Origin of the sequence: Paenibacillus amylolyticus (assembly GCF_051136285.1) — a bacterium.
GTDB lineage: Bacteria > Bacillota > Bacilli > Paenibacillales > Paenibacillaceae > Paenibacillus > Paenibacillus amylolyticus_F.
This window is the reverse complement of record NZ_CP194938.1, coordinates 5,522,166-5,535,515: the sequence shown is the minus strand read 5'-3', so window position 1 is coordinate 5,535,515 and position 13,350 is coordinate 5,522,166. Positions and strand designations below refer to the sequence as shown.

Here is a 13,350-nt window from a genome sequence, read left to right as displayed (position 1 = left end):
AGGTATATTTGCATGTATCGTCAATATGAGAGCTTGTCCGCTCATCCCCCCAAACCATCCACGTTCGTAGTAAAAATGACCTATCACGTTTGTAATTATAGAAGTGATTTGTAAACGGGAAATCTTGGAATTGTTAACGTATTGTCAATGTTTTCATAAAACAAAAAAACGTGCCGGTGAAATGGTTTCATCCGGACACGTCCTATTCAATCATTGGATCGTCTTATTGAATTCGTCTGATCGTATATCATGCTGTATTAGCAAGGTTTCCCCTCACAACTTAGACTTTAATTTGCTCATATAAACGTTTGGTCACCGCAGAAGGGCCAATGTGCAATTCGTTCAGCCTCGCTTCCAGATCTCGATAAATTCGCAGCACCTGATCATGCTTTCCCAAGGATAAATAAGCTTTCATAGCGCACCGATAGGCTTCTTCCTCATAAGGCGAATGCCCCATAGCCCGCTCGGCTGCCTCTGTTGCTTTCTTCCCATTCCCCAGCGCCAATTGCTTCTCCGATAGGGTCAGTAGCAGTTCCAGGACATTTCGCTCCAGCCTCTGACTAAGCTCGTACACCCATGGATAATCTTCCTGCGCGAGAAGTTCATCCTGATACATGTGCAAGGTCCGATCCATCTGCTCCAGCGGCACATTTCCCTCACGTTGTATGCGTTCCAGCACATCCAGCACATCATAGATATCAGCACGAATTCTCTTTTTATCTATAGCATACTGCTCATTCCTATAACTGATCATCTGTTCCATACCCAGCTTCTTGAGGTTTTTGCGTAGCAGGCTGACACAGGTATGCAAATAAATTTTAGCCTTTTCATAACGCTCATCTGGCCACAAATCTTCAATAATCTGATCCCGGTGAACTTCATTGGCGTCAGGGTCTTGCAGCAGCAGATAAGCAAACAGTTCCTTCTCCTTCGCTGTACGCCACATGACTGAATCACCACTCGTCGGCGTCACCCGCATTTTTCCAAACATCTGCACAAATAAGTAATGTTCTTCCCCATGGTTGTCTGCATCTTGCCGGTTCGCAGTAAGTTTCGGTGAATCAATCAAGGTTTTAGTCTGCTTCTGCTTCTCGTGCTCTTTCTTAGTCTCTCTTAAAATTCGATCAATCGTGCGGGATAAACGTCCCATCTCGATCGGTTTAAGCAGATAATCCAGTGCTTCATGTTCAAAAGCAGCAACAGCGTATTGATCATACGCCGTGACAAACACAATCACCGCATCCGGATCTACCTCATGAATGTTAGCTGCGAGCTCCAATCCACTCATGCCTGGCATCTCGATATCCACGAACCAGATGTCGGGACGTGCATTGCCCAGAGCGTTCAGCGCCTCGAAACCATTCATCCAGCGGCCAGCAACATGAACCTCTCCTGTTCTGTCCAAGAACATCTCCAGCATGTTGAGCGCATGCGGCTCATCGTCCACCAAATAGGCTTGTAGCACAATCCTCCCCCTGTTCTATTATTGATAAGGAAATTCAATCCTAATTTTGGTACCCTGACCAAGCTCGCTCTGAATCACAGGCCCTTGCCCGTTCAAGTGCTTCAGGCGCCTCTGCACATTTTGCAGGCCTATTCCTTGATCCGATTGGTTTCTGTTTAGAACAAGTGTAACCTGCTCTTGCGACATGCCTATGCCGTCATCCTCAACTACAACCTGAACTTGCTCCTGATGTCTGTGAATAGAGAGGGTCACTTTACCGCCATCAATTTTTTTGGATACGCCATGTCGAATGGCATTCTCCACCAGAGGCTCAATCAGAAGTGGCATCACTTTGCAGAGATACAGCGTGCTGTCCACATTCAATTCAACCTGAAGACGTGAGCCAAAACGCTCCTGTTCAATCTCAACGTAAGCCTGAATCAACTCCATCTCCTGACGGAGTGGAATCAGTTCTTCTGTATTATCCAGATGAAACAAAATTCGCAGATAACGACTGAAACTGCCCAGCAATTCTCCAGCTCGTGGTCCATCCGTAAAACACAGGGACATAATTGTTCCCAGAGCATTATATAAAAAATGCGGTTTGATCTGCGAACGCAGAAACGCCATCTCGTTATTCGCGGCTTGCTTCACAAGCTGCTTCATGCCAAGCAGCATGTGAATACGAACCAGAATCTCCCCGGCATCCAGAGGACGGGTAATAAAATCATTGCCGCCAGCCTGAATGCAGGCCTCAATGTCCGCTGGTGTACTTCGCATGTTAATAAACAACACCGGTAGTTCCGCCTGGCTGAAATCCATACGTATCCGTCTGCACATCTCATACCCGGTTATTTCAGGCAGCATGGCATCCAGGATCACCAGATCTGGCTGTCTGCCGCCAGCCAGAACAGAACTCACTTTGGTATGATTGTCTGCAAAGCTTAGTTGAAACCCTTCCGCAGAAAGCAATGTATTCAGCTGTTCCAGGTCTACGAGGTCAGATGTTGCAATCAATACGTGAGCTGAACTCATGCCTTCCACTCTTTTCTCCTCCCCCATATACGTCTCTTCACCAACTGCTGCTTCTAACAGACTCATGTCAGCATCTGAAGCCGGCGGAAGCTCAAGGGTAATCCATGCCTCCTCTTCATTAATCGTTAGTTTTCCTCCCATCGCACTGACAATCTCGAATGCCGCTGACAATCCGGCAGCTGTTCGCTCTGCCTGTGCTGAAGTCGTATCCAAACCTCCTGGACCCAGCCGAGAGCCTAATCCCTGCTCTGCTTTCATATGTAACATAATTCGAATCGCAGTTCGATCCCGTTCACTGGCAAAAATCAACTCTCCATGATGATACTGCCCCATCATGTGATAGACCAGGTTATATAATACTTGCAGCAGCCGAGTCTCATCGGCTGTAACGTACCTTGCATCTGGCTCCACTCTGCGGACGATAACGATCTCCTTGCCAGACGCCAGAAACCCCAGTACCTCTGTAACGAGCGAAAAACATGAAACCAGATCAACGGTGCCCAGTGAAATTTTCACGGCGCCATCCCTGAACCTTGACACATCGATGAGATCATTAACCAGATTGGACATCCGATAAGCCGTATTTCGGATTAATTGAAGCTTGGACCTGATCTCCAGTTCATTCGTTCGTTTCATGGACGTTGTCAAAAGAGAACGAGATAGATGAATGATGCTGTGCAGCGGCGAGTTTAACTCATGTGAAGTCAGCAGCAAAAACTCATCCTTTGCCTTATCCGCCACTTGCAGCTGGCGGGTAAGGCGCTGCATAGAGGCATACGCCTGCACATACTGATAAATTAGCAGCATTGCAAATGTGCCCAGAATCACGATGGTTGTACAGTTCAGTAACACCTGACTGACCGGATACCAAGTTACGATGACGCCCAGAACATAATTGACCAGCATGAGCCAGATGCAGACAATCAGCAACTGGGCCTCAGAACGGGTCCGTTTTTCATCACTTGTTCGAATATACTGACGAAGAATGACAATGAAAGACACTGCATAGGCGCAGACATTAACAGCATACATCACTTCCTGGATAGACGAATATACACGGAATGGAGATATCGTGATTAAACCGAGATACAGAGTCAACATGACACTGGGAATCATCCTCCACTTTTTCCACCAAACTCTATTATCAGGAACCAGTCTCCAAGTGATCAAGCTTGCAATGACGGACAAGCCATAAACAGCTATATATTTCAGCTTGTAAACCAGTTCAAAGGAGAAGTCCGGCACCAGATGTAACAGCAAACGCTCACCGTTGGTTACCACGGTCAAGGCAAAACCGATAAAGAACAATGCATACAGAAGTTGAATGCCATCCCGATGCAGACGTACATATAAATAGAAGAACAATAAGCTGAAGATGCCTACGATCCCAATGATCAGTAACTCAAGCCCCGATTGAATCATCGCTCTGGCCTCCATATAACGGCCTTGGCCCAGATCAATCGAATTGTAGATTCCGCCGCTACGAAAATCAAAATTGGCAACTTGCAGCACGATTTCGATCTCGGAGCGATCCGGATGAAAATAGACCATGTAAGGTTCATTCCTCGGAACATAGGAGTCAACAGATTCTCCCGGGATGCCGGAGCGATTCATTAATTTCCCATCGATATACATCGCATCCGAGAAGCGAACATAACGTTTGGCGATGGCCATCATTTCTCCTTGGGGTACGTTTCTCACGAGCAAACGATAGGTTCCATAACTTTTACCGTTCATGGTGTATCCGTGACCGTTGCTCTCTTCGTCCCAATTACCCGGAACCTGCATCATCATCGGCTTTAGGTGCGTGAGGTGAATCTGCCGGGGAGTAAGCAGATGCTCCGGGTAGAACTCCCATTCTCCATCCAGCGGGATAACGGATCGACTTGTCCACTCCAGACCTGCCAAGTCCATCACACCCTTTTTAGCCACTGGCCTCTCCTGCTCAGACGTAATCTGCCACATGACCACCAGGGCGAGCAACAAAGTCATGAATCCGATCCCTAACAAAAATCGATCCTTTCTGATGACCTTCATCTCTCTTTCTCCAGTAACGTCTATCTTACCAATAGCAATCTAGCGTTATTTTCGCACTCACACCTGAAACTGTCTATGCTTATTCAGATGATCTGCATACAAGATGGAAAAAAGGCATCCGAGGATGCCTTCGCAAATGCCTTCCGTAATACCTTCTGCCTTAATTGAATGATCTGCCATGGATGAACAGACTGAGAGAATCAGCAAGCTTCGTGCTACTTTTGGGATGCAGCCTGGATCGCTCCATACGCCCAGTAACTGGCAGGCACATCCTTCCACATCGGAGAACTCTCCGCAACCGATTCAACATGGTTAAAGCCTCTGCCCGTGTAACTGCATCGTCTGGGCGGAACGCGCCATGCTCTGACACACTCATAATGCCAGGGGCCAGTAGTGTAGTACCGCCTCTTTAGCCCAATATTGTGTAATATCAGAAGCATCCATTGCACCGTCATTAGTAGTTCCGGTTGTTTCCTTGTTCAAAACTCGATGTCTGTAGGTGCACTTAACGGAATGGATGTAGTTGCATCTGTGGTTGATGAAGCTGAATAACTAACACTAAAGAATAACGCAGTGACGAGCGTAAGTAGTAAAGTTTTGCGTTTTTTTACTTTTGCAACATTGAAATAATATGGTCTCAAAGCGTTTTCTTCTTATAAATTCTAATTATGTTTTGTATTACTCATTATACAAGCATATCCTTAACAATCACTGAACAAAAGTCAAAAGAACCGAAGGGGAGCTTTGAACGACAAAAAAACGATTGAATCAAACGGTAGCACGTTTGATTCAATCGTTCACTACTAGAACAAAATTTAAAATTCTCTTCATGATATCTCTCAAAATGATCCCATTCGTGTGCCAGTGATACGAATCGACGAGCAGAACTACATTGGACTGTATCGCATCGATCCAGTCCAATATATCCTCTACACGCCAAAGAAACGGATTCTTCGATTGCGTGCGCAAGTGATGACATCCCACAAATTCTAGTCCGAGCCGGATTCCATAAGCATCCAAAATATCAAGTAATATATTGTTCATCGGAGCCTACCCTCATTACTTCGTAGCCAAACTTTAGAGGTGCTAAGAGAATGGAATAGCCAGTATTTCAGTCAAGTTCATTCAGATCATAGATGAGCTCATTCGCGAAGCAGAGGAAAGACGTGCCCTCCTTGATGGTACTAATGATAAAGAGATGTATGAAGATGCAACACAAGGCAGGCGCATTTATCCCACCTTTAAGTTGAAAAAGGTCATTCTGATTCCCCAATACCATGCTCGTCCTTTTGTCACGTCAACCATCTTTAACGAGGTCATTTTCACGAATTACGCTTGTGACATCATGCCAACAGAACCGGGACGGCCTGATCCTAAATTGCTGCGTCTAACAAGAGCTTTGTCTGATGAGACGCGATTAGTTATTTTACGTCTGCTTGCGGGTAAGCAACTATCCTTTTCCGAGATCGTCCGTGAAGTCAAGCTTTCGAAGAGCACCATACACTATCATCTGATTTTTCTGCGAGCTGCAGGTCTAGTTCTCGTTCACTATGATCACAAAAAAATTAGCCACGGTTACTCTAAGCTCCTTCGGAGACGTTTTTGGTACATATTTCCACTTATAAATTATAAGTGGCACAATCTGATGCAGGAATATATTCCTGCATCCTCTTTTCTGTAAAAAAAACATTGCCCCACCAGAGGTTTCTGATGAGACAATGCCTGCGAATGGATTCTACTAGTATAGCGCGATGCTGTATTACATTTTTTGCAAAATGCCTTTAACCAAGCCAATAAAAGTTGTCTTCACTTTCGCGGCTACCTCAATAACTTCATCATGGCTGAGCGGTTGATCCAGAATACCGCAAGCCATGTTTGTCAGACAGGAAATACCGAGCACCTTCATGCCGCCATGAATGGCAACAATCGCCTCAGGTACAGTAGACATCCCTACAGCATCCGCACCCATCGTGCGAATCATGCGAATCTCCGCAGGTGTTTCATAAGCTGGGCCACTCCACCACGCGTATACCCCTTGTTGCAGGCTTACATTTTGCTCTTCGGCAACCTGTAGTGCGATACTGCGCAATTCACGATTGTATACTTGAGACACATCCGGGAAGCGCACACCCAGATCAGCATTATTTGGTCCAATCAGCGGATTGTTGCCAACCAGATTAATATGATCCGTAATCAGCATGAGCTGGCCTAGTTCAAAACTGGTGTTGACTGCACCACAAGCATTGGTGACGATCAGTTGTTCAACGCCCAGTGCCTTCATAATGCGAACCGGGAACGTTACTTCATCTAAGGTAAAACCTTCATAGTAGTGAAGGCGGCCTTTCATGGCTACAACTGTCTTCCCCATTAATTCTCCAATCACCAATTCATTGGCATGCCCGATAGCTTCGGATTGAGCAAAATATGGAATCTCTGTATAAGGAATCACTGTTGCATTCTCAATCTCGTCCGCAAGTGCCCCCAGTCCTGAACCCAGAATCATACCTACTACTGGCTTGGTGTTGATCCGGTTTAATATGTAATCGCGTGCTTCCTGAATGTGTGCTGATTGATGCATAATAACGTCCTCCTGATCATCTGAATTAATATTACGTATATCCTATTTATAAGCGTTACTTATCAAGTGTAATGAACAAAGGCTTGGATGTAAATGGTTGTCCTCATTCTCTCCTCGATACACCGTTCATAAGGTGACCTGCCCCATAGCTCTCTCCGATTCATGCAGATATCCAACGAAAGGATCGGAAGTGCACTCCTTCTCATTTTCAGGATTCTCTTTTCTCTCTTCCGTTGAGATCTGGAGCACCTGCAACTGTTCCTGTTTCCGTTGCATCCAGCATCGGAATGAGTCAAGCGAAATCGGTCGTGACATCAATCCAGCACCTCCTCTCCAAAATTGTACACCAAATAGCCGATCCTCTGCCAGGACCGGCTCCATGGTACCGTATGCTAATTTAGTGTATGACTCTTCCTACTCTTGTACCAGTCCAATCCCATCATCAACATAAGCATCCAAAACGCAAATATTAGCGGCTTACCGATTGTTCCCTCTCCAAAAATAAAATAGGCCATCGCGAAATTCCCGATAAACGTTAACGCATTATTACGGATGCTTTCCATCTTATTCAACCCCATCTTGAATTAGATTTATGACCCTTCAAGATATATCGTTTCGGCTCGATCTTCATTCCATTGAATATGAACAGAGACAGGAAATTGCTGAAGATCTAGAAACGTAGCACCTATCGAATTCTTGACCGCTGACTCACAAGACCACGCCGTATTATTGAAAATTATAACATATACAGCAAATGATTAGATGTCTTTTTCTACTCATTTTTCCGATACCTACGTATACCAAAAAAGCCGACCTCATTCGGCCGACTTCTTTAGATCCTACTATCATTCGCTTCCTAACGATGATAACTCATCGTTTCTGCTTCTTACTATTCTTTCACACTACCCAATTGCAATCCGTGTACAAAGTACTTTTGCAAGAACGGATACACGACCAGGATTGGCAATGCTGCAACAATAGTGATCGCTGCCCGGATTGATATTGGCGTAACCATGTTACGTGCTTGCCCCAAATTTGCCCCGTTGGATACCGAAGCACTGCTGTTGGTGTTCATAGAAGAGGACAGCAGTTTCATCAACTCGTACTGCAACGTACTCAGGTTTTGCTTGGATGAAGCATACAGGAACGTATCAAACCAAGAATTCCATTGCCCTACCGCAATGAACAACGCAACCGTTGCAAGTACAGGCTGACACAATGGTAAAATGATGGACATAAACGTTCTAAAATCTCCCGCACCATCAATCTTGGCCGATTCAATCAGTCCTTCAGGCAGCGTCTGGATATACGTCCGAATAACGATCATGTTAAACGCACTGATCAGACCCGGAATGATGTATACCAGGAAATTGTTAAGCAAGTGCAAATCTTTGATCAGGAAGTACGTTGGAATGAGACCTGCACTGAAATACATGGTCATTACAACGATAATCGTAATCGGTTTACGCAGAATGTAGTCTTTGCGGCTCAGCGTATACGCCAACATGGAAGTGAGGAACAAGCTGAGAACAGTACCAAGTACAGTTCTGGCAACCGAGACCCCAAAAGCCGCGAAGATGGTTCCACCCGCAAATACGGCTTTGTAGTTCTGGCTGGTCCACTCCCTCGGCCACAAATAGATTCCGCCTCGAATCGTATCGTTACCCGCATTAAAAGAAATAGCCAGCGTGTTCAAAAATGGATATAAGGTCACTACTGCAATAAAGATCATCAGCAAGCCGTTAAATGTGTGGAAGACAATCGGCTCAACTCGAGATTTGTTTATTCCCATCGATGTGTCCTCCTCATATTAATCGGTCTTCGCCGAATCGTTTGGATATTGAGTTAGCTGCAAATATCAGGGTGATACTAACGACGGTTTTGAATATACCGGCTGCGGTAGCAAGTGAATAGTTACCGATCTGTAGCCCGTATTTCAAAACAAAGATGTCAATGGTCTGAGACCAGTCAACAACTACACCATTTCCAAGCAAGTACTGTACTTCAAATCCGGCTTCCAGAATCCATCCCATATTCATAATCAACAAGATAATGACGATGGACTTGATGCCAGGCAACGTAACATACAACATTTTTTTATACCGGTTAGCTCCATCAATCTCAGCCGCTTCATAGAGGGATGGGTCAATGGAAGTGATCGCTGCCAGATAGATGATTGCATTCCAGCCGACCTCTTTCCATACGTGTGATGCCCCGACAATACCCCAGAAGTACTCTGGAACGCTGAGCCACATAATCGGTTCATTGATAAATCCTAACTTCATCAGTACCACGTTCACAATCCCGCCATCAACAGATAACGAACTGGCTACAATGCCCGTAACGATGATCCATGACAGGAAGTGAGGCAGATATGAGATCGTTTGAATCGTGCGCTTGTACAAATTGTGTTTGATTTCATTCAGCAAAATCGCAAAAACAATGGCTGTCACAAAGCCAAGAATCATGTTAATTAAACTCATCGCGATCGTATTGCGAAGCACGTTCAGAAACGCGTCGTCCGTAAGCAGAAACTTGAAGTGCTTAAGTCCGACCCACTCCTGCTGCGAGAATTTCTTCGCTGGACTGTAATTCTGGAACGCCATAACCCAGCCCCAAACCGGATAATACGAGAAAACCAAAATATAAGCGACGATGGGCAGAGACATAAACATCAGTTGTTTTTGACTGCGCAGGCGCTTCATCAGAGGCGTCTTGGTCACAACGGTTGGAGCAGATTTTTCCTGTATGGCTCCTGGCGTATTCGCCATCTTTCACTCCTCCTATCAACGTACGCGGATTTTGAGGATAAATTGTTCGGAAGGCACAGGCCATGATTTATATCCATGTACCTGACACCTTCCGAGCCAATCTAACAACCGCTTTTATTTATTTCACGGTCCAGTTCTGAATCCGCCATTGTAATTGCTCATTGATTCGGTCTTCATACGCTTTCACGTTGATTTTCTTGTAAGCGTCCACATACTCGCTCCAGATCGAATCAAATTGATCTGCATTGGACATGATTGCTTTAGGCAAGTACTTCAGCGACGTATCGGTCATTTGTTTGTTGGCTACCGAAGCATCTGAACCTTCTTTCAAGTCCACTTGCCACGCTGGATAATACACTGGGTTTTCAGGTGCAGGAGAGAAGAAATCACTCCATGTTTTGAAACCGTATGCATCCAGCAATTCTTTATCCTCCGGCTTCAAGCTATCGTAGAATTCCTCAGGCTGGTTAAGCGCTCCTACAGCATTACCGTCCTCAAAAGTTCCCTCGAGCTTCGGTGATGCTTTGTAGAAACCTTCCGCTTTGTTAGCCAGTTTCCATGCCGGGTCGTCCTGTTGAAGACGTTGTTCAGGTGTACGATAGAATCTACCTTTATCGTTAACCATGTAGTCTACGCCCTCTTCACCCCAGGACAGCAACTTTTGATACTTTTCATCCATCAACTTATCCAGGAATTTCAGAATTGCAACAGGATCTTTAGCATCTTTACTGATACCAAAACCGTTGTTCAAGTTAATGACCGGACGATCCAGGTAATGATCCCTGATGCTTGTGTCATAAACCAGCGGGAAGCCAACATATGTTTGAGCAATTTTGTTCTGAGCTACAAGCGGGTCCTCCCCTTGCTGGAAGTTCCAGTGCTGATCAAACATGCCGATAACACGGCCCGAAGAAATTTTCGCCAAATACTGGTCGTAGTTCTGAACGAAGGCTTCTTTATCGAGCAGTCCATCGTTATAGAGACTGTTCAGCTCTTTATAGTATCGTTTTGAAATGTCTTTATCCGCGAATACGGTTGCAACACCTTTGTCTTCTACAACAACACCACCATCATTTGGATGACCGGTCAAGTGCTCTGGCGGATTAAGGAGAGGGAATGTTCTCCAGTCAGAAGCCAGTGTTGTGAAACCGATGGTTGGCTGACCATCCGATGTCGTCGGGTGCTTAGCCGCATAATCACGAATCAGCTTCATGTACTCATCAAGTGTTTTCGGTGTTGGATATCCGGCTTCTTTCAGTACCTGCTTTTGAATCCAGAACGCAGGTCCGGAATAATAGTTACTAATGAATTCACCAGTATATACACCGTAGTTAGGCAACCAGTAAATATGCCCATCACTGGAATCTTTCATCCGTTCCCAGTCTTTTGCGTAATGCTTTTTTAGGTTTGGAGCATGTTGCTCGATCAGATCTTCCAGCGGGATCACCGCGCCAGCCGCAACCAGTTTGGTATCTGCCGTAATAAGATCCGGGTAATCTCCACCCGCAATCATAACCCCCAGCTTCTGTTGCAGGTCACCGACCAGAAACTCCATGTTTAATTTGACACCCAGCTCTTCTTCAATCCTTTTGTATATCCGGTTATCCGCTGCCGGTGCCTGATTCGGCTCACTAATAAATGCCGAGATGTTTAATATTTCCTTACCATCGGGTGTGGTCGTTTTGGCTTCTTCTCCACTGCATCCTGCCAGTGCCAAAGTTAATGCCAGAACAAGAGAAACGGAACCCCAAAGTTTCTTTTTCTTCAATCCCCCCATGTATTGCGCCTCCTTGGAAATGGTTTGCCTTACTGATTTCATTATGAGGAAATGTATGCGGTTTCAAAATAAACAGATTTAAGCATCTCCCCCCCTTAATTGCAGGAGGTCTTGAACCGGTTCATACCTCCTTATGTGTGCTCTACTTAGCATGCTTAAGGCGATACTCAGCCGGTTTCATCCCTGTTCTGCGCTCAAATTGTTTTAGAAAATGCTGGTAGCTCTTATAACCAACCTGCTCTGCAATCGCACATGAAGCATCGTCCGAATCTCTTAGCAGTCTCATCGCTTCCTCTATCCTTAGATCATGCACCATATCGAGAACACCCTTGCCATATTTGCGCATAAAAGATTGGCCCAGATGCACAGGATGCATGAAGAATCGTTCGGCCAGCTCCTTGATGGTAAACGTCTCTCTAAAATGCTCTTGCAAATACTCAGCTACCATCGCTTGTGTTCCGCCGAGCTGTTTTTGACGAAGAGATGATGCCGCAGCTTGACACTTCAGGCAAAATTTTTCCAGCATACTCGCTGATTTTTCGATGTTCCAGTGGTACCGCTCATCGGAATCAAAGGCTGTATCTAGCAACATATCCTTCGTTTCTCCTCCAAGCTCCTTGCATAGAGAAAAACCACGGAATAAAATCTGGGTCATGAATATGTGTACAAATTCAGGTGCAGTCTTGTTCATTACAAATTGATGGAATGCTTCTCTAATCGACAGACTCAGCTGTTCTGGCGAACCGTTCTCCAGATGCTCCATAATGAGATCCACTTCACGGAGAGATTCGGGATTAAACCTTAGTCGTTGTTCCTGAATATCTTCGGCGAATAGCAAATTCCCCTGGTGCAGAAACAAAAAACGCTCCGTCTCGACAGCCATACTTCTGGAAAGAGATAAAGCTTCCAGTTGCTGCACAGGCAAACCTACGGCAAACTGCACTCCGTCTGGGACGACTTCATCCAAGGCAGACAGCAGCCTTTTCGCAAAATCTCGATGACCTCTTCCTTGCCATGTTTCTGGCCCTGAAGATACTTCACCCCATACAATGCCGCAGGTATCCAGTTCATTTTCCACCACATAACAGCACGGTTCACGGCTTATGGTCTCATGAATCATCGAGCGAATCTGTCCAGAATCAGCACGCTGAAATCTTACTTTCACATACGTCCACCTCTGAGCTTGTTCATACAAATGAGCGATATCATGAGCCATCTGTTCTGCATCCTCAACTTCCTGTCCTGTGACCAGTGCAGCTATAACATGCCGGGTTTCCTGCACTTTGGCCTGTTCACGAACACTCTCGCGCTGTTGCTTCTCCTTCAACTCCTGCGCCAGTCGCTCCAGCATATCGTCCGCTTCCACCGTATCCACAGGTTTGGTTAAATAATTGCTTACGCCAAGACGAATCGCCTGCCTTGCGTAATTGAAATCGCTGTAACCGCTTGTAATGACAAACATTGTGGAATCATGCCCCAGACGACGTGCCTCTTCAATCAATTCGAGCCCGTTCATCGCTGGCATATGAATATCCGTGACAACCAGATCAGGTTTACTCTTACGGATCGCTTCGACTGCCTCTTCTCCATTGGTGCACACACCGTTAATTTCAAACCCGAATTTTCGCCAATCAATTAACAACTGCAGGCCTTCAATCGCAAATGGCTCATCATCCACCAATAGTACTTTATACATCTAGCTGTCCCC

Annotated in this window: 11 protein-coding genes; 1 reads left to right on the top strand and 10 read right to left on the bottom strand. The window is 45.5% G+C overall.

Features of this window, described 5'->3' with window-relative positions; genetic code table 11:
- Positions 1-280: 280 nt before the first annotated feature.
- The 4 genes from ACR8BL_RS24100 to ACR8BL_RS24085 form a co-directional block, all read right to left on the bottom strand.
- Positions 281-1,465: a response regulator gene (locus ACR8BL_RS24100; protein ID WP_434749876.1), complete on the bottom strand. Its 1,185-nt coding sequence runs from the start codon at positions 1,463-1,465 to the stop codon at positions 281-283.
- 18 nt (positions 1,466-1,483) lie between these two features.
- The gene (locus tag ACR8BL_RS24095; protein ID WP_434749875.1) at positions 1,484-4,516 is read right to left on the bottom strand and encodes a hybrid sensor histidine kinase/response regulator; all 3,033 of its coding nucleotides are present in this window, start codon (positions 4,514-4,516) and stop codon (positions 1,484-1,486) included.
- A gap of 160 nt (positions 4,517-4,676) precedes the next feature.
- A complete protein-coding gene (locus tag ACR8BL_RS24090) occupies positions 4,677-4,907 on the bottom strand; it encodes an S-layer homology domain-containing protein (protein WP_434753231.1) in 231 nt (76 codons plus the stop codon).
- A 398-nt stretch (positions 4,908-5,305) separates the two neighbouring features.
- A complete protein-coding gene (locus ACR8BL_RS24085) occupies positions 5,306-5,560 on the bottom strand; it encodes a hypothetical protein (protein WP_434749874.1) in 255 nt (84 codons plus the stop codon).
- A gap of 154 nt (positions 5,561-5,714) precedes the next feature.
- Here ACR8BL_RS24085 and ACR8BL_RS24080 point away from each other — a divergent pair, with 154 nt between their 5' ends.
- Positions 5,715-6,197, top strand: coding sequence for an ArsR/SmtB family transcription factor (locus ACR8BL_RS24080; protein ID WP_434749873.1), 483 nt, complete (start codon positions 5,715-5,717; stop codon positions 6,195-6,197).
- Positions 6,198-6,275: 78 nt separating this feature from the next.
- Here ACR8BL_RS24080 and ACR8BL_RS24075 read toward each other — a convergent pair whose 3' ends face one another.
- From ACR8BL_RS24075 to ACR8BL_RS24050, 6 genes are all read right to left on the bottom strand, one after another.
- A complete protein-coding gene (locus ACR8BL_RS24075; RefSeq protein ID WP_434749872.1) occupies positions 6,276-7,094 on the bottom strand; it encodes a purine-nucleoside phosphorylase in 819 nt (272 codons plus the stop codon).
- Positions 7,095-7,220: 126 nt separating this feature from the next.
- A complete protein-coding gene (locus ACR8BL_RS24070; protein WP_434749871.1) occupies positions 7,221-7,409 on the bottom strand; it encodes a hypothetical protein in 189 nt (62 codons plus the stop codon).
- Between the two features lie 574 nt (positions 7,410-7,983).
- Positions 7,984-8,886 carry a carbohydrate ABC transporter permease gene (locus ACR8BL_RS24065; protein ID WP_434749870.1) on the bottom strand — a complete coding sequence of 301 codons (903 nt, stop codon included), beginning with the start codon at positions 8,884-8,886 and terminating at the stop codon, positions 7,984-7,986.
- Positions 8,887-8,899: 13 nt separating this feature from the next.
- On the bottom strand, positions 8,900-9,865 hold the full coding sequence (locus ACR8BL_RS24060; protein WP_434749869.1) for an ABC transporter permease: 966 nt from the start codon (positions 9,863-9,865) through the stop codon (positions 8,900-8,902).
- A 118-nt stretch (positions 9,866-9,983) separates the two neighbouring features.
- On the bottom strand, positions 9,984-11,642 hold the full coding sequence (locus ACR8BL_RS24055; RefSeq protein WP_434749868.1) for an ABC transporter substrate-binding protein: 1,659 nt from the start codon (positions 11,640-11,642) through the stop codon (positions 9,984-9,986).
- A gap of 142 nt (positions 11,643-11,784) precedes the next feature.
- The gene (locus ACR8BL_RS24050; RefSeq protein WP_434749867.1) at positions 11,785-13,338 is read right to left on the bottom strand and encodes a response regulator transcription factor; all 1,554 of its coding nucleotides are present in this window, start codon (positions 13,336-13,338) and stop codon (positions 11,785-11,787) included.
- Positions 13,339-13,350: the final 12 nt, after the last annotated feature.